The sequence below is a fragment of the Pseudomonas putida genome, assembly GCF_050990305.1.
Classification (GTDB): Bacteria; Pseudomonadota; Gammaproteobacteria; order Pseudomonadales; family Pseudomonadaceae; genus Aquipseudomonas; species Aquipseudomonas putida_AH.
In genome coordinates this window covers 5,828,932-5,851,207 of record NZ_CP158817.1, presented here as the reverse complement: position 1 = coordinate 5,851,207, position 22,276 = coordinate 5,828,932, and the positions used below count along the sequence as shown (strand labels likewise).

Annotated in this window: 16 protein-coding genes and 1 pseudogene; 7 read left to right on the top strand and 10 right to left on the bottom strand. The window is 59.8% G+C overall.

Annotation, left to right across the window (positions count from 1 at the left end; translation table 11 throughout):
- Window positions 1-16 precede the first annotated feature (16 nt).
- Genes ABTV22_RS26595 through ABTV22_RS26575 form a run of 5 tightly spaced genes read left to right on the top strand, consistent with a single transcriptional unit; the run spans window position 17 to window position 9,375 of the window.
- The gene (locus ABTV22_RS26595) at window positions 17-1,741 is read left to right on the top strand and encodes a DUF2138 domain-containing protein (RefSeq protein WP_433737336.1); all 1,725 of its coding nucleotides are present in this window, start codon (window positions 17-19) and stop codon (window positions 1,739-1,741) included.
- Entirely contained in the window at window positions 1,711-2,376 is a 666-nt protein-coding gene (locus ABTV22_RS26590; RefSeq protein ID WP_433737335.1) for a DUF1175 domain-containing protein, read from the top strand. Before ABTV22_RS26595 ends, ABTV22_RS26590 begins: the two co-directional genes overlap by 31 nt.
- Window positions 2,373-6,938, top strand: coding sequence for an alpha-2-macroglobulin family protein (locus tag ABTV22_RS26585; RefSeq protein WP_433737334.1), 4,566 nt, complete (start codon window positions 2,373-2,375; stop codon window positions 6,936-6,938). Before ABTV22_RS26590 ends, ABTV22_RS26585 begins: the two co-directional genes overlap by 4 nt.
- A 1-nt stretch (window position 6,939) precedes the next feature.
- Window positions 6,940-8,559, top strand: a complete 1,620-nt coding sequence (locus ABTV22_RS26580) for a DUF2300 domain-containing protein (protein WP_433737333.1) — start codon at window positions 6,940-6,942, stop codon at window positions 8,557-8,559.
- Between the two features lie 3 nt (window positions 8,560-8,562).
- On the top strand, window positions 8,563-9,375 hold the full coding sequence (locus ABTV22_RS26575) for a YfaP family protein (protein WP_433737332.1): 813 nt from the start codon (window positions 8,563-8,565) through the stop codon (window positions 9,373-9,375).
- Window positions 9,376-9,532: 157 nt separating this feature from the next.
- Here the strand turns inward: ABTV22_RS26575 and ABTV22_RS26570 are convergent, their stop codons facing one another.
- The 3 genes from ABTV22_RS26570 to ABTV22_RS26560 are packed head-to-tail and all read right to left on the bottom strand — an operon-like array spanning window position 9,533 to window position 12,755.
- A complete protein-coding gene (locus ABTV22_RS26570; RefSeq protein WP_433737331.1) occupies window positions 9,533-10,768 on the bottom strand; it encodes an OprD family porin in 1,236 nt (411 codons plus the stop codon).
- Between the two features lie 35 nt (window positions 10,769-10,803).
- Entirely contained in the window at window positions 10,804-12,450 is a 1,647-nt protein-coding gene (locus tag ABTV22_RS26565; RefSeq protein WP_433737330.1) for a cation acetate symporter, read from the bottom strand.
- The gene (locus ABTV22_RS26560) at window positions 12,447-12,755 is read right to left on the bottom strand and encodes a DUF485 domain-containing protein (protein ID WP_433737329.1); all 309 of its coding nucleotides are present in this window, start codon (window positions 12,753-12,755) and stop codon (window positions 12,447-12,449) included. The genes ABTV22_RS26565 and ABTV22_RS26560 overlap by 4 nt, the downstream gene beginning before the upstream one ends.
- Before the next feature lie 862 nt (window positions 12,756-13,617).
- On the opposite strand from ABTV22_RS26560, the gene paaN reads away from it, so the two are divergent.
- Window positions 13,618-15,309 carry a phenylacetic acid degradation protein PaaN gene (gene paaN / locus ABTV22_RS26555; protein ID WP_433737328.1) on the top strand — a complete coding sequence of 564 codons (1,692 nt, stop codon included), beginning with the start codon at window positions 13,618-13,620 and terminating at the stop codon, window positions 15,307-15,309.
- Window positions 15,310-15,352: 43 nt separating this feature from the next.
- A pseudogene (locus ABTV22_RS26550) lies at window positions 15,353-15,456 on the top strand (phenylacetic acid degradation protein PaaY); the annotation flags it as partial.
- Between the two features lie 451 nt (window positions 15,457-15,907).
- Here ABTV22_RS26550 and ABTV22_RS26545 read toward each other — a convergent pair.
- The 7 genes from ABTV22_RS26545 to ABTV22_RS26515 form a co-directional block, all read right to left on the bottom strand.
- On the bottom strand, window positions 15,908-16,654 hold the full coding sequence (locus ABTV22_RS26545; protein WP_433737327.1) for a LexA family transcriptional regulator: 747 nt from the start codon (window positions 16,652-16,654) through the stop codon (window positions 15,908-15,910).
- Between the two features lie 231 nt (window positions 16,655-16,885).
- Window positions 16,886-17,413: an inorganic diphosphatase gene (gene ppa, locus ABTV22_RS26540; protein WP_007933577.1), complete on the bottom strand. Its 528-nt coding sequence runs from the start codon at window positions 17,411-17,413 to the stop codon at window positions 16,886-16,888.
- 112 nt (window positions 17,414-17,525) lie between these two features.
- Window positions 17,526-18,338, bottom strand: coding sequence for a zinc-dependent peptidase (locus ABTV22_RS26535; RefSeq protein ID WP_433737326.1), 813 nt, complete (start codon window positions 18,336-18,338; stop codon window positions 17,526-17,528).
- A gap of 6 nt (window positions 18,339-18,344) precedes the next feature.
- Window positions 18,345-19,001 carry a DedA family protein gene (locus tag ABTV22_RS26530; RefSeq protein ID WP_433737325.1) on the bottom strand — a complete coding sequence of 219 codons (657 nt, stop codon included), beginning with the start codon at window positions 18,999-19,001 and terminating at the stop codon, window positions 18,345-18,347.
- Window positions 19,002-19,317: 316 nt separating this feature from the next.
- The gene (locus tag ABTV22_RS26525) at window positions 19,318-19,779 is read right to left on the bottom strand and encodes a GNAT family N-acetyltransferase (RefSeq protein WP_433737324.1); all 462 of its coding nucleotides are present in this window, start codon (window positions 19,777-19,779) and stop codon (window positions 19,318-19,320) included.
- Window positions 19,780-19,893: 114 nt separating this feature from the next.
- The gene (eutC, locus tag ABTV22_RS26520) at window positions 19,894-20,718 is read right to left on the bottom strand and encodes an ethanolamine ammonia-lyase subunit EutC (RefSeq protein ID WP_433737323.1); all 825 of its coding nucleotides are present in this window, start codon (window positions 20,716-20,718) and stop codon (window positions 19,894-19,896) included.
- Window positions 20,719-20,726: 8 nt separating this feature from the next.
- Entirely contained in the window at window positions 20,727-22,121 is a 1,395-nt protein-coding gene (locus ABTV22_RS26515) for an ethanolamine ammonia-lyase subunit EutB (RefSeq protein WP_433737322.1), read from the bottom strand.
- Between the last annotated feature and the right edge of the window lie 155 nt (window positions 22,122-22,276).

The following is a 22,276-nucleotide window of genomic DNA, read 5'->3' as shown; positions in this document are numbered from 1 at the left end:
ATTTGGGTTTGTATTCATGAGCGATAGCACCGATCTACCGGCAGCAGCCCCGGCCGCCGAAACACCGAGCGTCAAACCGTCCCGCCGCTGGCCAGCCATCATGGCTGGAGTGTGTCTGATCGCGGGCGTAGCCGCTGGCATGGGCTGGCTGATGCATAAAAGCAAGGCCCCGGCACCGCAACTGGCGGCAGAAAAGCTGGGCATGAGCCGCCCCGATGGCTTGCTGGAAACCCGGTCCCTGAGCCAGTTGCCCAAGGACCTGCTGACGGTGCCGTTCCTCAAGCAAACCCTGACTGAAGACTTCGTCTTCTATTACGAAACCCATGCCGATCGCCTCGGCTTGATCGGCAGTTTGCGGCGAATCATTTACGAGCATGACCTGAAGTTGCAGGACACCTTGATCGAGCAACTGCTCGATCAACCGGCCGACATCGCGCTGTGGCGCGGGGCGGATGGGCGGCTCAGGGATTTCCTGTTGGTGATGGATCGCGGTGGTCTGGCCAAGGTGCTGGAGCCACTGGCGAAAGTAGCGCTGGATGATTCGCAACTGAGCAAGATCGCTGACGTGAAAGTCGGCGCCGATGACGTGGCGCTTTATCAGCTGACTTACAACGCCAGCAAGGCGCTGATGTTCGCCTCCCATGGCGACAAACTGGTGGTGTTGTCGAACCCGACCAAACTCTACGACCCGCAAAGCGGCGTGACGCCGGAGGCGGGCAGTGTCTCGACCCAGGCAATCGCCGCGCTACTCAGAGGCGACAAACTGTTCCCTGAAGCCTTTGGCCTGGAGCCCAGGGCGCCGGAGGTCAAACAGCGGTTGTCGGTCAATGCCAGTGTCCTGGCCATGGGGTATCAGCGTTTCATCCCGAACTTCGCAGGCCTGCGCTTCGACATGGATGACAAGGGCTGGCACAGCTTCCTCGCCATGGACGAGCTGGAAAACCAGCCGGATTTCGATTTCAAACCGGTCTGGCAAGCCATGCCCATGGGAGCCAGCGCTTGCGTGGCCCTGCCGTTGGCTGCTGAGCAACAGCAGCCGTTGCTGGTCAAACTCGGCGCCGAAGAAAAAGTGGCCCAGGCCCTGACCGAACACATGGCCGGTGCGGCAGGCCTGTGTTGGTACGCCGATTCGCGGCTGTACACGCCGTTGCTGGTGGCCAGCCTGAACGACAAAAACAGCGCCAGTCTCGACGGTGATCTGGGCAAGCTGTTCGGTTCGATGGTCGGTGCCTATGAAAGCAACGTCGATGAGCATGCGTTCCCGGTGGTGGAGAAGCAGGAAGGCCGGGCGCATCAGTGGCAGCGTCAGGTCAGTTCCAACTTCGGCTCCTACGCAGCCAAAGAGGCCGACAACCCGGACGCGATCACCGGCAAGGCCTTCATGCGCGTGAGCCTGGCACGCCACGGTTCGACGCTGCTGTTCTCCCTCGATGACAAACTGGTGGACAAGGCCCTCGGCACTCTCGACAAGCGCTTCCCACCGATGGCTGATGTGGTGCCCAAAGATGTCCTGATGCCAGTCTATTTCGGCCCGGAGGCCATGGCGCAGCTGATGCAGCGGGAAACCCTCGACAGCCTGCCCCAGGACATGGAACCGGTGTTTTACAACGCCGCGCAAACCTTTCTGATTCCGAAACTGCGTACCCTCGGCGGTTACAGCAAGTACGCCCTGACCCTGCCCGAAGGCAGCGAACCCGACGGCCATTGGCAATGGCTGCCGCTGGAGTGGAAAGCGCTGTGACCGGGTTGATACGAAACCTCTTTCTGCTGGCCCTGCTGCTAAGTGCAGGGGTCAAGGCCAGTGAGATACCGCCTCTGGATGTGCAGCAATCCCAGGTGTTCCGTGCCTGGTTCGTGCGCATCGCCCAGGAGCAACTGAGCCAGGGCCCGAGCCCGCGCTGGTATCAGCAGGACTGCGCCGGGCTGGTGCGCTTTGCCGCCAACGAAGCACTGAAAGTCCACGATGACAAATGGCTGCGCAGCAACGGCCTGTCCAATCGCTACCTGCCGCCGGAGTTGCAGCTGAGCGACGCCCAGCGAGGCCTGGCCCAGCAATGGCAACAGGGCGGTGGCAAGGTCGGGCCCTACGTGAATGCGATCAAACTGATTCAGTTCAACAGCCATCTGGTGGGTCGCGATGTGGCTCAGGCCAGACCCGGCGACCTGATGTTTTTCGATCAGGGCGATGACCAGCACCTGATGATCTGGATGGGCCGCTACATCGCCTATCACACCGGCACCACCACACCCACCGACAACGGCATGCGTTCGGCAAGCCTGCAACAACTCATGACATGGAAGGACACCCGATGGATACCCGATGCAGCCAACCCCAACTTCATCGGCGTTTATCGACTGAATTTTCTCTCCCAATGATCGGTGCCCGCATGCTGCGTTTACTGCCTCTGTTGTTGGTTTTGGTGTTGCCTTTTTCGGCGGTGAAGGCCGAAGACACCGTCGAGCCGAGCGGCTACACGCCGGTGGCCGGTGAAAGTTTTTTCCTGTTGGCCGACAGCAGTTTTGCCAGTGACGAACAGGCGATGGTACGGCTCGAAGCGCCCGGTCGTGATTACCGGCGGTTCCGCATGGAGCCCTATGGCGGCGCCGACATCCGCGTATATCGCATCGACAAGCCGCTGGACTTCCTCAAGCGCCAGAAGAACCTGCACCGCGTGGTCAGCGATGGCCAGTTCAAGGGCGAAGGCCTGTCCAACACCCTGGCTTACCTGTGGGACAACTGGTACCGAAAATCCCGTCGGGTCATGCAGCGGGCGTTTTCCTACGAGTCGCGTAAACAGGTCACTGAAGAAGTACCGGAACTGAAAATGGGCGCCGCCATGGCCGCGCCGACGCCCTACGATGCGCAACCGCAGTTCGCCTTGATTCCGGGCCTGCCGGTGGTCAGTCAATTCCGTTATCCGCTGTGGCAAGCCAAGCCGATCCAACCGCCCGAGGGCGTGAACCTGGCCGGGTCTTCCAGCGAATTTGTCAGCGTCGCGCCGGGTAACGTTTACATCCCGTTGGGCCAGCTGAAACCGGGTCTGTACCTGGTGGAAGCGCTGATCGGCAAGTACCGCGCGACCACTATGGTCTTCGTTTCCAACACCGTGGCCGTGAGCAAAATTGCCGGCGACGAGTTGCTGGTATGGGCGGCGCGCAAACACGAGGGCAGTTCAGTGCCCAAGGTGAATGTGTTGTGGACCGATGGCCTGGGTGTGATGAGCAGCGGTGCCACCGATGCCGATGGTTTGCTGCGCCTGAAACACGTCAGCCCCGAGCGTTCATTTGTGATCGGCGAGGACGAGGAGGGTGGGGTTTTCGTGTCGGAAAACTTCTACTACGACAGCGAAATCTACGACACCAAACTCTATGCCTTCACCGACCGTCCGTTGTATCGGCCAGGGGATTGGGTGTCGCTGAAAATCGTCGGTCGCGAGTTCAAGAATGCCCGGGATTCGGTGCAGCCCGCTGCCGCCGACGTCAATGTGACGGTGTTGGATGCGACCGGTACAGCGCTGCAAAGCCTGGACTTGAAGCTCGATTCTAAGGCGGGCACCCAAGGCCGTTTCCAGTTGCCCGACAATGCCGTGGCCGGTGGTTATGAACTGCGTTTCAGTTACAAGGATCAGGCCTACAGCAGCGCCTTTCGCGTGGCGGAATACATCAAGCCGCACTTCGAGATTTCGCTGAACCTGGCCAAGCAGGATTACCGTACCGGCGAGCCGGTCAAAGGCAATCTGGTGTTGCTGTACCCGGACGGCAAGCCGGTGGCCAACGCTAAACTCAGCCTCAGTCTGCGAGCCCAGCAACTGTCGATGGTCGACAACGAGTTGCAGTATCTCGGGCAATTCCCGGTGGAGCTGACCAGTACCGAACTGACCTCCGACGCCAAGGGCAACGCCACCCTCGATCTGCCGGCCGCCGAGAAACCGAGTCGCTACATGCTCACGGTGTTCGCCAGTGACGGCGCGGCGTATCGGGTCAAGACCACCAAGGAAATCCTCATCGATCGCGGCGCGGCGAATTTCCGATTGAGCGCACCGCAACGCTTCAGCGGGGTGGGCGACAAGGTTGCATTCAGCTACGCCAACGCCAATGAAGGCGAGCCTGTCGCCACGGTCGCGCCGAGCAGTTACGGGTGGGTACGCCTGGAAGACCAGAGCACCGGCGAAGGCAAGCTGGCGGCGACCGATAAAGGTTTCACCCTGGCCTTCGAGCGCCCCGGCACTTACAACCTGACGCTCAGGGATGACCATGGCCGAACCCTTGGCGCGACCGGGCATTCGGTTACCGGCGACGGCGTCAAAGCAGTGCCTGGCACCGTGGAAATCGTCCTCGACAAACCCGAGTACAAGGCCGGTGATGAAGCCCTGGCGCTGATCACCTTTCCCGAGCCGGTCAGCGATGCACTGCTGTCACTGGAGCGCGACAAGGTCGAGGCCACGGCGCTGCTGTCCAAGGGCGGAGACTGGCTGAAGATGGAAAAGCTCAGCGATACCCAGTACCGCGCGCGCATCCCGGTGAAGGACAACTTTGCGCCGAACCTGACCTTTTCGGTGCTGTACACCAAGGGCGGCCAATACAGTTTCCAGAACGCCGGGATCAAGGTGATTACACCGCAAATCGACGTGGCCATCGTCACGGACAAGGACACTTATCAACCCGGTGACACGGTATCCGTGGACCTGAGTACGCAGTTCGCCGGCAAGCCAGTGCCGACGCATGTGACGGTCAGTGTGGTCGACGAAATGGTCTACGCGCTGCAACCGGAAGTGGCGCCGACCATCGACCAGTTCTTCTACCACCCACGGCGCAACAACGTGCGCACCAGTGCCAGTCTGTCGTTCATCAGCTACGACGTCGCGTTGCCGGGCAGCCCTGGCGCACCGGGCAAGGCCAATCGCAGCGAGCGCGGGGTGAAAGTGCTGGAGCGGCCGCGTCGTGAAGACGTCGACACTGCTGCGTGGCAGCCGGAGCTGCTGACCGATGCCAACGGCAAGACTCGCTTCACCTTCAAGATGCCGGACTCGCTGACCCGCTGGCGCATCACCGCCCGGGCCATTGCTGATGACGGTCAGGTCGGGCAGAAGAAGCAGTTCGTGCGCTCGGAAAAACCGCTGTACCTGAAGTGGAGCGGGCCGAGCAAATTCCGCGCGGGGGATAAACCGGATCTCGGTGTGTTTGCCTTCAGTCAGGCTGAAAATCCGGTCAAGGCCGAGCTGGTCACTCACTACGCGGGCAGCGAGCAACGTGTTCCCGTCACGCTCAACAGCGGCATCAACTACATTGCGCTACCGGCGTTTGCGCTGAGTAATGGTGAGTGGTCCGCCGAGTTGGTACAGAACGGTAAAACCGCCGATGCCCTGGCCGTGCGCTTGAGCGCGACCGGTGACGGTTGGCAGGTCACGCAGAGCCAAAGCCTGGACGTGGCCACGGGTGAGACGCCGCTGACCCTGCCAACGGATGCGAGCGATATTCGCCTGCGCCTGGATGACAGCCCGCAAGCGCTGTTCCGTTCGGCGCTGGATGATCTGCTGAGCTACCCCTACGGTGGCGTCGAGCAAACTGCCAGTCAGTTGCTGCCGCTGAGCATCGCCTATCCGACCCTGTCGTCGAATCCTCAGATCCGTGATCGATTGCGCCTGATCATGCAGAACAGCCGCTTGCGTCTGGTGCAAATGGCCGGGCCTTCGGCGAGTTTCACCTGGTGGGGCATGGACGGTGAACCGGATGCGTTCCTCACCGCTTACGCCTATTACGCCGACTGGCACGCCAGCCAAGTGCTGGAACTGAGCCTGCCACCGGAACATTGGTTGCGGGTGCTGGAGGTCTACGCCAAACAGGCGAAAAACACGCCGCTGTTGCAACGGGCGCTGATCCTGTCGTTCGCCAGGCAAATGCAATTGCCGGTGAACACCTTGCTCACTGGCTTGATGGAAGACCTGGCGCAAGCGGGCGAGGGTAATGCCGGGAACCTGATGGAGGACGGTGCAGACAGTCTGGTCATGAGCGATCCCGATTCCGCGCTGGGTCTGGCGGCGGCTCGGGTGTTGGCGGCATCGCTGGCCAAGCAATCGAAGGTCGCGCTGCCGGAGGCTTTCAATCGACAACTGGCGGATGCGCAGCAGCGACTGGCGGTCAGTTCTCAGCCGTTTGCCGAGGCGTTGGACCTGTCACTGCAACCGTTCGATCAGGCCCGTGCTCAAGCATTGCTCCAGCGTCTGCTGCCACAGCAATCGACCCTGGAACGCGCCCTGGCGCTGACCTGGTTGCAACGCAGCATCGAACAGGCTTCGCCGACCATCGCCCTGGCGCCGGGTGACGGTTGGAAGAAAAAATACGGTGATACCGGTGAGGTGTATTGGACCTGGCAGGGGGCTTCGCCGGTACCAGCGGTATTGTCGTTGAGCGGGACCCAGGAACGTCCGCTGCGCGCGGCGTTGAGTTTCCAGACCCGTCAGCCACCGATTGATCCGATGGCCGTGACCATTACTCGTCGCCTGTCGCGATTGGTGCCAGGGGACGAAGCATTCACCTTCAAACTCGAAGCGGTCGGCAGCACGCCGTTGTCCAGCGACAGTCTGTACCTGGACGAAGTGATCCTCACCAGCAAGGCCGCCAAACCGTTGCGTTACGGGATGCTTGAAGTGCCGCTGCCACCGGGTGCCGATGTCGAGCGCACCACTTGGGGCATCAAGCTGATGGGCAAGGCCGGCACTGAACCCACTGCGCTGGAAAAGGCTCGTTTCGAACCGGGGCAACTGGCCTATGCAGTGCCGGTGGATGCGCTGAGTGGCGAATTGCGTCTGCGGCATTTGGTGCGCTTCTCGCAAAAGGGGCAGTTCAATTTACCGCCGGTGCGATTCACTCAGGTGTATGCGCCACAACATCAGGCTCAAGAACAGAAACCGGCGCTCGGTCAGGTCACGGTCCACTGACATGTGCCGGTCTTTGCTTTGCTGGCTGCTGTGTTTGATTCCTGCGCTGACCCTGGCGCAGGGCGAGCCTTTGCGTCTGGCGTTCAAGGGCGAATTGTTGTCGTTGAACCGCACTCAACTGCTGGCCCGCGAGCCGTTGCCCGATACCTTGCAGACGCCATTGGGCAGTGTGTGGAAGCTGTTCGTTTACAGCTGGCTGGTGGACACCGGCGCCCGTGAGTCGGCGTATGAGTGCCGTGGGCAATCGAAAGAGGAAGTTTATTGCTGTACGGCAGGCGGCAAGATCGAGCGGGATCAGGCCTTGGTGAAATCCTGCGGGCTGTATTTCGAGCCGGCGCGCTTGGGCATTTCCGTTGATACCTGGCGAGCGTATTGGCTCGCTCGGCAAGCGCCGGAGTGGTTGCTGAACTTGCCCTCATTGCAGCCGGCTACCCGGGTCCCGGTGGCTGAGTTACTGCGCATGTTGGCGCTGATGCCGGCACAGGATCAGGCCCGGCGTGTGCTACTCGATGTGGTGTTGAGCGCAGCTGACGGCAACGTTGTGGGCGAACTCGGCAGTCGGTTGCGGGTGAAAACCTGGAGTTGGCTGGACGATCGGGACGCTGCTTCGCGTCAGGGTGGATTCGCCGGATGGACAACGGATGGCACGCCGATCTGGGCCGGTGGGCGCGGGACCAGTCAGCGGGTTCTGCGCGATCATGCCGTGGCGCTATCGGCTGTCGTTCCTGTGCAGTGGCCAACCGACGCGGGGCGCTGTGTCGAAGTCAGTCTGTTCTCGCGCTATCCACTCAAGCGGGTACTGTCGGGTAGCCGTGAGGCGGACTCGGGTCCGTTGCGAGGTGACTATCGCGTCGAATTCGCCAACGGCAATCAGCTAAATATCCACAGCGACGGCGAATTGTTTTTACTCAACGACAAGCTCGTCGCTCGTCTGGATCGCGAAGAGTATGTCGCTCGCGTGCTCCAGCGCGAAGCTACACCAGAGCCTGCTGAAGCGGCCAAAGCTCTGGCCGTGGCCATCCGCACCTACCTGCTGCAAAACGCCACGCGCAATGGCGAGTGCCTGAGCATCGACGACAGCAGCCAGCGCCAGCGTGTCGCTCCACGCCCGGCGTCTGACGAAGCGCGCCATATCGCTGCATGGACCAGCGATCTGGTGCTGGCGGGCAGCCGCGTCACTTACCACTCCGATCAACCCGGCCCGGACAAGCTGTCCTGGCAGCAAGCCATCGAACAAGCCCGTGGCGGTCAACGCTATGACGCCATCCTGCTTCATGCGTACCCACGCGCCAGCCTCAGCCGTTGGGACAACCCCGTCGCCTCCTGCGAAACACTGCCCGCCGCTCAGGAGTGGTTGCAAAAACAGCGAAGCGGCTGGCGTCCGAAACTGGAAAGTGAAACCGGCTACAACGAAGTCAGCACTTTCGCCGTCTGCCGCCTGGCGTTTGGCCGGCCCTACGTCGACCGCGAACGCCGGCGCATCTACGTGCGTGGCGTGCTGTCGTTGCAAGACCGTCTCGACCTGACCCACGAATACCTGCACCTGGCCTTCGAAGCACACCCCAATGGCCAGGATGAAACCTACATCGAAGGCCTCGCCCGCCACCTTTTGTTGGAATAGACCATGACATTTCGTTATCCACAGGTCTTCTTGTTGTTTTGCGCGTTCGCGGCGCTTTCGCCGGCGATGGCTGCTGACAGTGTCAAACTCGACACGCCCGCCGGAGGCTGGCGCATTGGCGCCCCCGAAGGCGAGGGGGAAATTTTTCGCCAGACCGTCAACTACCCGGCCTCCTCGGTCAACACCCCGACGGGTCAGGCCAACACCGCCCGCATCGCCGGGCAAATCAAAGCCACACCTAAATCGGGTGAGCCCGGCCGACTGATCGTCAACGGCGTCAGCATGCCCCTGAAAATCGACTCCGCCGGGCGCTTCGATCGCCCGTTCTCCTTCCCCAATGGCAGCAACAGCGTCGAAGTCCGCAGCCCTGACGGTTTACAGCGCCAGCGCGCACAGTTCCTGAACGCCAACGGTGGCGCGACACCCGCCAAGTTAAGGGTGCTGTTGGCCTGGGACAGCGACGGCACCGACCTGGACCTGCACCTCATCACCCCCGACGGCGCCCACATCTGGTATGGCGACCGCATCGCACCCAACGGCGCGGCACTCGACGTCGACGTGACCACCGGCTACGGCCCGGAAATCTTCGCCATGCCGGCACCGATCAAGGGGCAGTATCTGGTGTATGTGAACTACTTCGGGGGAGGGTATCGCAGTGATGAAGACGGGCAGGAAGAGGCGGTTCAACCGCTGACTACGGCGCAGGTGACGGTGATTACGCAAGAGGGAACACCGAGCGAGAAGATGGAAACGTTTGTGGTGCCGATGCGGACGGTGGGGGAGCTGACGTTGGTGAAGGCGTTCAGTTATCCGTAAGGTCTAGCCGCGTAGAGGTGGCTGTAACGGCTACGCCGCATTAATGAGGCAGGCGTCAATAGCATCAACAATAACCAGGTATTAACCCCTGCTGATTGATACGCCCGTACCGCCAGTAATAAGTGCCGGCAGTGTGGTGGCTGCCGGCCGGGGAGGCTTACCAGAGCGCCAAGGTGTAGCCGAGAATCAGTCGGTTCTCGTCGATGTCGGTGGTCAAACCGTTGCTGGAGCGGAACGTCACATTGCGCCAGCGCAGGCTGACGTTCTTGAGCGGGCCGCTCTGGATGACATAACCGAAATCAGTGTCGCGTTCCCATTCACGGCCGTTGTCGACGCCAGGAGCCTTGGCGTGGTTGCCGTCGGTGTAGCGGGTCATGAACGTCAGGCCAGGCACGCCCAGGGCGGCAAAGTCATAGTCGTAGCGCAGCTGCCAGGAGTCTTCATCGGCGCGGGTGTAGGTATTGAACGTCACCAGGTTGACCACGTAGGGGTCGCCGCCGTTGAGGAAGGGGAAGGCGCTGTCGCCAGACAATTGCTGGTAGCTGGCACTGACCTTGTGCGCACCCTGGCCCAGGGTGAGCATGCCGTTGAGGTTGCGGTTGTCGATGCGCCCGGCACGCCCGGTGCCGTCGTCGCGACTGTCGAAGTAACGCAAGTCGCTGCGCAAGCTGAAGTTGCCGGGCAATGGCAAGGTGTGTACCAGGCCGACGAATTGCTGGCGGTAGATCTGCTCGAGTTCGCCGTAGTAATAGCTCAGGTTCAGTTGCGGCGTGAAGGCGTAGGTGCCGCCGGCAAAATTGAAACCATCACTGGTGGCTGCGCCAAAACCGACATCCTCGCGGTTGGATGAGTCGCGCAGGTTGACCTTGGTCAGGCGCCCCGCGTTGAGCGTCAGGCCGTCGAACTCCTGGCTGGTCAACTGACCACCCTGGAAGGTCGAGCCGAGCAGGCGTGTGTCGTTGTACACCGCCACAGGTAACGTTGGCTGTAAGGTACCCAGGCGCAGGGTGCTCTTGGATGCGCGCAGTTTGCCGGTCAGTCCCAGCTCGCTGAATTCGTCGGCGGGTTCCAGGCTGGTGCGGCCGAACGGCAGCAGGCCGGTGCCGCGACGGTCGGCACTGGAGTCGAGCTTGACCCCCAGTTCGCCCAATGCATCCAGGCCAAAGCCCAGCGGACCTTCGGTATATCCGGACTCGACTCGGGCGGTGAAGCCCTGGGCCCATTCGGCGGCCTTTGATTGCCGCGCGTTCTCCTGGCGAAAGTCACGATTGATGTAGTGGTTGCGCAACTCAAGTCTGGCATGACTGTCGTTGAAAAAATCCGCCATGGCTGGAGCAGCCATGGGCAGGGTCATTGTGGCAATCAGTGCAGGTGTGAAACGAGCTTGGTTCATTATTTTTATACCCAACTTGTTCTTATTCTTGTTTTTCAGTGCTTGCTGGCGCCGGCAGCGCCGATACCGGTCATCGAACGGATGAACTGCGCCAGGTAACGACCGCGCTCAAGTGCGGCCCGTGGCGAACGGTCGGTAATGGAAAACAGCCAGGCGCTGAAGAAGGCCAGGCTCATGGAGAACAGTGCCGGGTTGGAATACGGGAACAGCGCCTTGTCGTGATGCATGACGTTGACCCACACCGCCGGGCTCAGCACCAGCAGCACAATCGCCGAGACCAGACCGCTCAGGCTGCCCAGCACCGCACCGCGGGTGGTCAGGCCTTTCCAGTACATCGAAAGGAACAGCACCGGGAAATTCACCGAGGCAGCGATGGCCAGCACCAGGCCGGACAGGAAGGCAATGTTCTGCGATTCGAACAGCAGGCCGAGGATGATCGCCAGCACGCCGATGCACAGGGTGGCTATACGCGACATGCGCATTTCCTGTTGTTCGCTGGCCTGGCCCTTGCGAATCACGCAGGCATACAGGTCGTGGGCCACCGCCGAGGCGCCGGACAACGCCAGGCCGGCCACCACTGCCAGGATGGTGGCGAAGGCCACTGCCGAAATGAAACCCAGGAACAGGTTGCCGCCGACCGCTTGGGCCAAATGAACGGCGACCATGTTGCCGCCGCCGATGATCGCGCCACTGGCGTCGCGGAACGCCGGATCGGTACCGACCATGACGATGGCGCCGAAGCCGACGATGATCAGCAGCAGGTAGAAGTAGCCGATGAAACCGGTGGCATAGAACACGCTTTTACGGGCTTCCTTGGCGTCGCTGACGGTAAAGAAACGCATCAGGATGTGCGGCAGGCCGGCGGTGCCGAACATCATGCCCAGCCCCAGGGAAATCGCGTCGATCGGGTTGGACAGCAAGCCACCGGGAGCCATGATCGCGCTGCCTTTGGCGTGCACGGCGGTGGCGCCGGCGAACATCGCCTCGGTGCTGAAACCGAAATGCTTGAGCACCATGAACGCCATGAAGCTGGTGCCGAACAGCAGCAGCACCGCCTTGATGATCTGCACCCAGGTGGTGGCGAGCATGCCGCCGAAGGTCACGTAGAACACCATCAACACGCCGACCAGCATCACCGCATACAGGTAATCGATGCCGAACAGCAACTCGATCAGCTTGCCGGCGCCGACCATCTGCGCCACCAAGTACATCAGGGCCACGGTCAGGGTGCCGAATGCCGAGGTCAAACGCACCGGGGTCTGTTCCAGGCGATAAGACACTACGTCGGCAAAGGTGTATTTGCCCAGGTTGCGCAGGCGTTCGGCAATCAGGAACAGGATGATCGGCCAGCCGGCCAGTACGCCCAGGGCGTAGAGCAAACCGTCGTAGCCGTTGAGGAACATCATGGCGGAGATGCCGAGGAACGAGGCGGCGGAGATCATGTCGCCGGCAATTGCCAGGCCGTTCTGGAAACCGCTCATGCCGCCGCCAGCCGTGTAGAAATCACTGGTCGAACGGGTGCGCAGGGCGGCCCAGCGAGTGACGCCGAGGGTGAACAGCACGAATACCAGGAACATGCCGATGGCGTTCCAGTTCAGGGGGCGGGTCGCGCCGTCAGCGGCTACGGCCAGGTCCGCGACCGCTGCCAGTGGCAACAGGAACAACGCAGGAAGACGGCTCATCGGGCGCACTCCTGTTTGATCTTGTCGTTCAACGGGTCGATCACGTTGTTGGCGCGATGGACATAGATGCCGGTAAGGGCAAAAGAAAGCACCACCATGATCACGCCCACCAGTATGCCGACGCTGGTGACGCCCCCGTTCAGGGACTGGCCCAGCGTGCTGGGCGAGAACGCTACCAGCAGGACGAAGCCGTAGTAGATGACCAGCATGACCAGGGTCAACGTCCAGTTGAGCCGCTGTTTGCTGAGGATCAGTTGTTGATAGTCCGGATGCCGGCTGATGGTGTCGATATCGTCTTGGGTCATGGGTCGCTCATTCATCGTTGTTGTTTTTGTAGTTAGGAAGCGTGTTGCGGTGTTGCTGTGTTGCCCGGTTCGTAGGAGCCGGCTTCATCGCGGGCAAGCCAGCTCCTACATGAGTCGCGCCGCTCTTGCGATGCAGGCAGTGCGATGGATCACGTACATCCTGTTTCTCCTGCATTAAAGGACGGGCTTTGGTCGGTAGGGTTTTATAAGTGATACGCAATAAATCATCAATAATAAAAAAGCGTGTCTCAATTATTTTATGTCAGTTTGGTGTGGCGCCAGATTTTCTAGGAAGAAGCCCTTTTTGCGTTCTCAATTGCGATACAGATTAATGTGATCTGTCAGTGTTAATTGTTTGACTATTTTGGTCGGCTATTCGGTCTTTGTGCTGGAGCATGTTCGTGCCACGGATGATCGGCAGGCCGTCGCTGTGCCCGGTGACCTTCTCGAGGCGGTGTACGAGGCGCGTGCGTACAGGCAGAAGGCACATCAGGTTGTAGGTGCGGCAGTGGAATATCGGTAGCGCTTCCTTGCTCGCCGGGTCGGTTTGGGTAGCTGTTTTACTGGAGTGTTACGTAAAAAGTGATACATATAATTAGTACTAATTGTTAGTGCGGTGTCCTTATTTTTGCCTGGTGTGACAATCCGGATGAGCGGCTCGATGTCTGGATTTTGGCGATTCCCCTTGTTTTATATGAATTTTTTGATGTTTTAGGCGTTCTCCCTGCATCCTGTAAGAGGTGTTTCATTTGGTGCAGCGCTGGTCGCTTTTTCGAAGTTCGTTGATATGATACAAAACAATCAAAAAACCATATCGCTTTGCAGTCATATTTGCGGAGCGTCTCTACCAAGGATCGCCTCAATGTCACTGTCATCTCGCCACGCTGCCCTCGAATTGTTCGAACATCACCGCCAGACCCTCGAGCGAGCCGTCCAGGCGATTGCCGAGCGCGGTCATTGGTCGGCCTACCCGGAGAACATCAAGCAGTATCCGCAGGAAAAGGTGCAGGGGGCCGAGGCCGGCTTCCAGGCGCTGATGGGGCGGCACTTCCAATTGCAGGGCCCGGCAGCGGTGGCCCGGGCGGGTGCGGAGCACTCACCCTATGGTTTCGATCTGGGCATCACCTACGATCAGTACGATGCAGAGGTCTTGCTCGAGCGCATGAGCCAGGCCATGCCGAGCTGGCGCGACCTTGGCCCGCAAGGGCGACTCGGTGCTTGCCTGGAAATACTGGCGCGGCTCAATGACCTGAGCGCGGAAATGGCCCATGCCGTCATGCACACTACGGGGCAGGGCTACATGATGGCGTTCCAGGCCGGCGGTCCTCATGCACAGGATCGCGGTCTGGAAGCGCTGGCCTATGCCAGTCGGGGCATGGCTGAAGTGCCGGATGCCGCGCGCTGGAGCAAGCCGGTCGGCAAGCAGACCCTGGTGCTGGACAAGCAGTGGCATGTGGTCGGGCGCGGATTGTCGCTGGTGGTGGCCTGTGCCACTTTCCCGACCTGGAACACCTATCCTGCATTGTTCGCCAGCCTGGCCACCGGTAACCCGGTGCTGATCAAGGCGCACCCGGCAGCCATCCTCCCGGTGGCGATCACTGTCCAGGTGGCTCAACAAGTGTTGGCGCAGCTAGGTCTGGACCCGGCGCTGGTGAGTCTGGTGGTTGATACTGTCGAGGCACCCGTCAGCCAGGTGCTGGCCCTGGACCCACGGGTCAAGCTGGTCGACTTCACCGGCTCCAGCACTTTTGGCAACTGGCTGGAAAACAATGCCCGCCAGGCCCAGGTCTTCACCGAGAAGGCCGGGGTCAACAGTGTGATCATCGACAGTATTGCCAACCTGAAGGCCGCTACCGGCAACCTGGCTCTGTCGTTGAGCCTGTATTCCGGACAGATGTGCACCACGCCGCAGACCTTCTATGTGCCGCGCACCGGTATCACGGCCGGTGACAGCCACCTGAGTTTCGACGAGGTATGCCAGGCTCTGGCCCAGGCAGTCGAAGGCTTCCTCGGCGACAACGATCGTGCCTGCGGTGTGTTGGGGGCGATCCAGTCGCTGGCCACCTTCGAGCGCGTCGACGCCTGCCGCGATCTGGGTGAGATCTTGCTCGACAGCCAGACCCGCGTGCATCCGCAATTCCCCCAGGCTCGGGTACGTACACCGTTGCTGCTCAAGGTCGATGCCGGCCAACGTGATGCCTTTGCCGAGGAGCGTTTCGGCCCGATCAGCTTCATTGTCGCTACCGATAGCACCGAACACAGCCTGCAATTGGCGGGCGAGGTCATCAAGCAGAAGGGCGCCATGACCTTGGGCGTTTACTCCACCGATGACGCGGTCATCGAGCGAGCGGAACAGCTGGCACTGGATGTGGCGGTGGCACTGTCGATCAATTTCGATGGCGGTCTGTTGGTCAACCAATCGGCAGCTTTCAGCGATTTCCATGCCACCGGCGGCAACCCGGCGGCGAATGCTTCGATCACCGATGCGGCCTTTGTTGCCAGGCGATTTGTCGTGGTGCAAAACCGCCGACACGCGACCCTCGCAGGCGAGTAAGTATGACGAGTTGCCGGCTAGATAACCTGCCTCGGTAATCTAGCCGAGCGCCTACGTTCGACCCCGGCCGTGCTGATTGGCGATGTGTTCATTGGTGCCCGCTTTTATGGCGGCCCGTTGGCCAATCTGCGCGGCGACTTCGGGCAGGGGCATGCCTGAAACGCCCCTGATAGTCGGGCTGCGGCCAGGGTTCTTAGATGGGGTGGGAATATTTTGGGCATTAAAAAGCCGGCTTGTGGCCGGCTTCTCGGGGACTGGCGTGGATTATTTTTGGTAACCCGTGCCAGCCTTCAAAACGTACATCCGGATCTTGCGTCCGGCTGTGGGACTTGGCGAGAAAGTCATCTGCCTTGTCGGTGCGATCTGAGCCGTCTGGCGGGTCGATGCGCAAATGTGGGGCGCAGCATACTGATTTTTTTGGGAAATTCCCAGTCTGGTGTGTGGGTTGTAGGCATTCGGTGTCTCGGGTCAGGCGAATGAATGGCTCATTTGTGGTGAATGTTCCATTGCATTCGCGGGCAAGTCGGGTCGCCGCATCGCTCGCTCCTACAGGAATTGGAAACCCCGACGGCTTCCCCTCGATGCAAACGCCTCGGAGCTACAGGAACGGCACCTCTGGCCTGCGTTTGTTCAGCGTTGACCACCAGAACACCCAGCCCAATACCCTGATGTTCTGCTCTTCGATATGCGCAGGTCTGAAGATTTCATCCGGGTAATCTGTGCGGTTATGGCTGCGCATTCGTAGCGCGTTCCCCGGCATTCGGTGCAGGTATTTGATTCGCAGCATGCCGTCGTGTTCGATGGCGTAGATTTCGCCATCCACAATCTGCGTCAGGCCACGGTCGATGGCAAGGATCGATCCGTCTTCTATGCGTTCGGCCATGCTGTTACCAATCATGTGGGCGCAGATGGCGTCGGCGTGGTCTATTTCCAGGGAGTCCAGATGGCTGCGTGGCAGCCGGATGGATTTGTCTGGGTCTTCGATGACGTGGGTTTTGTTGGAGCCCGGGGCCGTCGCGGTTTCTTTGTAGAGGGGGAGTTCGACGTCAGTGGGTTCAATGACCGTGTAGACGCCGCGTATCGCCTGAGCATCGAAGATATTGCCGGATTCGTCGTGCAGGCGCAGGTGCATGGCGTCTTTAGGGCCATCTCCCGTTTTCAGCCATTCGCTATTGACGGAAAGCTTTCTGGCGACTTCTTCCATGTAATGGGCGGGTACACCACGGGTGTACCAGTTATGGACATTTTGCGGGGCCGTGTTCAGGAAATCGGCAAACCCGGTTGTCGTGATGTTGGCGATTCCAAGGAGTGCTTTGAATCGAGGGCCGCTAGTGTTCTTTTTCATGAACACGAGTCTACTGACGCGGCAAAAGGCTTTGAATAAACGTACTGTTCAAATTTCGAGGGAAATTTACGACCGGATGTAAGACGTTCTTGAGGAATTTTAAACAAGAAAACACCAAAATCGGCCACCTTAAACAAGGTGTTTAAATAGTGCTTTTCGAGTGTCCACAAAAAACCCCGGATCACCGGGGTTTTTTTTGCCGCTTGCAGCTAAAAATGCCTGCAGCTGCTCTTAGCCTTTATAGGCAGCAACCGACTTGGTGATCGCAGCACGGGCGGCGTCTGCGCCGTCCCAGCCTTCGATCTTCACCCATTTGCCTTTTTCGAGGTCTTTGTAGTTCGCGAAGAAGTGCTCGATCTGCTGGATCAGCAGAGCTGGCAGGTCGGTGTATTCCTTCACGTCGACGTACAGCTGGGACAGCTTGTCGTGTGGAACAGCGATAACCTTGGCATCGCCGCCGCCGTCGTCGGTCATGTTCAGGATGCCGACTGGACGCGCGCGGATCACCGAGCCTGGAGCAACCGGGTAAGGGGTGACTACCAGCACGTCCAGGGGATCACCGTCGTCTGCCAGGGTGTTCGGGATGTAACCGTAGTTGGCCGGGTAGAACATTGGGGTGGCCATGAAACGGTCAACGAACAGGCAATCGCTGTCTTTGTCGATTTCGTATTTGATCGGCGCGTGGTTGGCCGGAATCTCGATCGCGACGTAGATGTCGTTCGGCAGGTCTTTGCCAGCCGGAATCTTGCTGTAGCTCATTGGGCGTTGCCCCCGTTAGTTGACCAGAAACACTTGGCCGGATTGACCAAAAAGTGGCGGCGATTATAGGCATATTCCTACGCCTGCGCCATGTACCAGAAGTCGTAGAACCTCAGTTGTGTGCCTGATAGACAGGGTCGGCGGCGAGAAGTTGCCGCAGTCTCGCCAGTGGGTCCTGTCGGTAGAACAACTTCAACTGTTCGTACACCTGTGGATAAACCTCGTGCAGTAAATCCGGGGCGCTGAAGAAGTATTCGCTGGTGACGGCGAAGAATTCGGCAGGGTTTTCGGCGGCATAGGGATCGATGGCGGTTTCGGCATCCGGATTGCGTTCCAGTTGCCGGTCGAGGTCGTCGTAGGCCTCTTGCATGATTCTGGCCCAGTCGCTGACTCGCATATCGGCGTGCAACGGGGGCAAGCCATTGGCGCTGCCATTGAGCATGTCGAGTTTATGCGCCAGTTCGTGGATCACCAGGTTGTAGCCTTCCCAATTGCCACTGGCCATGACGCCGGGCCAGGCGAGGATGACCGGCCCCTGTTGCCAGGCTTCGCCGCTGTGTTCACCGTCCCACTCGTGTTCGACTCCGCTGGCGTCACGATGACGCTGGGGGCTGAGGAAGTCGTCGGGATAGAGAATGATTTCGTGGAAACCCTGGTACCAGTTCAAATTTCCCAGGTGCAAAAGCGGCAATTGCGCCTGGGCAGCGAGCAGCAGGCGTTGTTCCTGGTGCAGTTCGACACCAGGCAGGGTAGTCAGATGCTTGTCTTGCAGGAACAGTACGCAGGCTTCGCGCAGCCACTGGTCTTCGGCGGTGCTGATACCGTCCAGAAACCTCAGATGGTGGCGCACCCGTTGCCAAGTGTCATCGGCAATCGGGTGCTTGGCCAAGGTGCGCCGGCGTCGCCAGGCACTGAGTGACCACATGCCGGGTCAGTGCGTTTCAGCTTTGGAGTTCGAACCGCCAAAACGGCTGCGGACCACGCTGATGATCATCGGCAACAGCGACAGCAGGATGATGCCGACGACCAGCAGCGACAGGTTGGACTTGATGAACGGTACGTTGCCAAAGAAGAAGCCGAGGGTGACCAGGCCACCGACCCAGAGAATTGTGCCCAGCACGCTGAAGGCAAAGAAACGCGGGTAAGGCATTTTCCCCACGCCAGCGACGAACGGCGCAAAGGTGCGAATAATTGGCAGAAAACGCGCCAGGGTCACGGTTTTGCCGCCGTGTTTTTCATAGAAGTCGTGGGTTTGCTGCAGGTAATCGCGACGGAAGATCTTCGAGTTCGGATTGCTGAACAATCGCTCGCCCGCCGTTCGTCCGATGATGTAGTTGGTACTGTCCCCCAGAATCGCCGCGAGCATCAGCAAACCGCCGAGCAGTACCGGGTCCATGCCGCCGCCGGCCGCCACGGCACCAGCGATAAACAACAGCGAATCGCCCGGCAGGAAGGGCATGACCACCAGGCCGGTTTCGCAGAAGATGACGAGAAATAGAATGGCGTAGATCCATGCCCCGTAGTTGGTGACCAGCATATCGAGGTAAACATCGAGATGCAGGACGATATCGAGCGGGTTGAAATCCATGGACGGCACCTATGTTAACGGCCCGACTCAGCGGGCCTGTGCGGATGACTACGCGTAAGCCTACAGACGGGTGTAGTTTTTCTTACAAGTCGGTAAGGTCGGAATTATACGATTTGGATAGTGAAAAGCGCGTCAAGATTGTAGCGGGGGATGTCGAAGGAGTAATAGGCAGTCTGATGACAATTAATAACCCCGAAACCTGTAGGAGCGAGCCTGCTCGCGATGGTCGTGAACGATAATGCTGAGCGCCTGACACCCAGTGGAGTTCTCGGGATCATCGCGAGCATGCTCGCTCCTACAGGGGGCGGATGAAGCGTTACAACTCGTCGCTGATCGGCAGCACGTAGTTCTTGAACTCCGTGTCTTCCTTGAACCCGATGGATTCGTAGGTTTTACGCGCGACTTCGTTGTTGCTGCTGGTGGAGACACGCATGCGCACGGCATTGGTTTCCTTGGCCATCTTCTTCGCGGTACGGATCAGATGGTCGGCCACCAGCTGACGACGGGCATCCTCGGCGACATAGATGTCATTGAGGATCCACACGCGCTTGAGTGATAGCGAAGAAAAGCTCGGATACAGCTGACAGAACCCCATCAGCTTGTTGTCGTCTTCATCGGAAAGGGCCAGGTAGATCACCGATTCCTTGCGGCGCAGGCGTTTTTCGAGAAACGCCCGGGACGAGTCCGGATACGGCAGGGAACCATAAAACTCGCGATATTTGACGAACAACGGGGTCAGCAGATCCAGGTGTTCGAGGGTCGCTTGAATAATCCGCATGGTAGGTCTCGTCTTCAAGTGGCTGTCTTGCAAGCTGGGACGGCGACGGGAAACCCTGGCGGCCGTTCGTCGATCCTGCCTTAAAACGGAACGATAGTGCAATGCGCAAGCGGTTCAGTTACTTGGGGCACTCAGCAGGAAATTTCCCTTCATGTCCGCGCCTTCATCTGATTCGAGCGTCTGAACCTGCGCTTCGTCCTTCAGATTGACGCCCGAGAGCTGTCGTCGGCAGGCCTCGCGCATCAGATAAAGCAAACGGTGTGCCGCCATGCCGTAGCTCAGTCCTTCAAGGCGCACGTTCGAGATGCAGTTACGGTAGGCGTCCGTCAGGCCGACCTTTGGATTGTAGGTGAAATACAATCCCAGGCTGTCTGGCGAGCTGAGGCCAGGGCGTTCGCCGATCAGGATCACCGTCATTTTTGCGCCCAGCAGCTCACCGATTTCGTCAGCTACCGCAACGCGACCTTGTTCAACCAAAACCACTGGCGCCACGGACCAGTTTTGCGCGCGGATCTGTTCTTCCAGCCGCGCCAGAAATGGCAAGGTATGTCGGTGAACGGCCAAAGCGGACAAGCCATCGGCGACCACTATGACCAGATCGACCCCGTCCGGATGGGTCGACGCGTAATCCCTTAGAACCTGAGCCGATTCGACACTCAACTTTCGCCCTAGATCGGGGCGTTGCAGGTAACTGTTCCGGTCAATCGCTGCGCTATGCAGCAAAACGCTGTCATGCCCGCGCTCCGTCAGCTGCGAACGCAGGGCCGCATGATCGAACGGCAAATGCACCGCATCCCGCGCCTGTGCATGGGCGTATTGGAAGTCCAGCTGTGCGCGGGTGGGCAGGCTGGTGCCGGTGCGGCCCAGAGCAATTCGTGCTGGCGTCAGGCGTCGCAGTTCTTGCCAAGGGTTGTGCGGATCGAAGGGTAGTTTTTCCATATCAACACTCATCCCAATTGCGCCAGGGCCTGGCGAAAGGCTGGTGGCAGGCTGTTGCCGAAGAGAACCTTGCCGTCTGGCTGGGTAAAGATGCCCATTTTCGCCAACCACTGCTCGAACTCCGGCGCCGGCTTGAGCCCCAGTGTCTGCCGGGCATAGAGCGCATCGTGGAACGACGTGGTCTGGTAATTGAGCATGATGTCGTCGGAGCCGGGGATGCCCATGATGAAGTTGATCCCGGCCACGCCCAGCAGGGTCAGCAAGGTGTCCATGTCATCCTGGTCGGCCTCGGCATGGTTGGTGTAACAGATGTCACAACCCATCGGCACGCCCAGCAGCTTGCCGCAGAAGTGGTCTTCCAGGCCGGCGCGGATGATTTGTTTGCCGTTGTAGAGGTATTCCGGACCGATGAACCCTACGACGGTGTTCACCAGAAACGGATTGAAATGTCGCGCGACAGCGTAGGCCCGGGTTTCGCAGGTCTGTTGATCGACACCATGGTGGGCGTTGGCCGACAGCGCGCTGCCTTGGCCTGTTTCGAAATACATCAGGTTTTGTCCGAGTGTGCCGCGATTAAGGCTCAAACCGGCGTCATAACCTTCCTTCAACACGTTCAGATTGATCCCGAAACTGGCGTTGGCCGCCTCGGTGCCGGCGATCGACTGAAACACCAGGTCCAGTGGAACGCCGCGGTTTACCGCTTCAATCGAGGTGGTGACGTGGGTCAGCACGCAAGCCTGAGTGGGAATCTCGTAACGCTGGATGATCGCGTCGAGCATTTCCAGCATGGCGCAGATCGAGGCAATGCTGTCGGTGGCCGGATTGATGCCGATCATGGCATCGCCATTTCCGTGCAACAGGCCATCGAGAATACTGGCGGCAATACCGGCGGGTTCATCGGTCGGGTGATTGGGTTGCAAGCGAGTGGATAACCGTCCGCGCAGGCCCAGGGTGCCGCGGAACTGTGTGACCACGCGGATTTTCTGCGCCACCAGGACCAGGTCCTGCACGCGCATGATCTTCGATACAGCGGCCACCATTTCCGGGGTCAGGCCGGGCGCGAGGGCGCGCAGAACCTGCTCGTCGGCGGCATCGCTGAGCAGCCAGTCGCGAAACCCTCCGACGGTGAGGTGGCTGACCACCGCGAAAGCCTGTTTGTCGTGTGTGTCGATGATCAGGCGGGTGACTTCGTCGGCTTCGTAGGGGATCAGTGCTTCCTCCAGGAAGTAGCTCAACGGAATGTCAGCCAGCGCCATCTGTGCGGCCACCCGCTCGCCATCGTTGAGGGCGGCGACACCGGCCAGAAAGTCCCCGGAACGCGCCGGGCTGGCCTTGGCCATCACATCCTTGAGGCTGTCGAAGCGGTAGGTCTGGGCGCCGATGGAATGGGCAAATGAGGCCATGGGGCGGTGTCCTTCTATTCTTTAAATGACTCAAATTCACCGTAGATCCATGTGGGAGCGGGCTTGCTCGCGAAAGCGGTCGATCAGGCGACCTTGTTCTGAATGACAAATCGCCTTCGCGAGCAAGCCCGCTCCCACAGGGGGCACTTCAATAG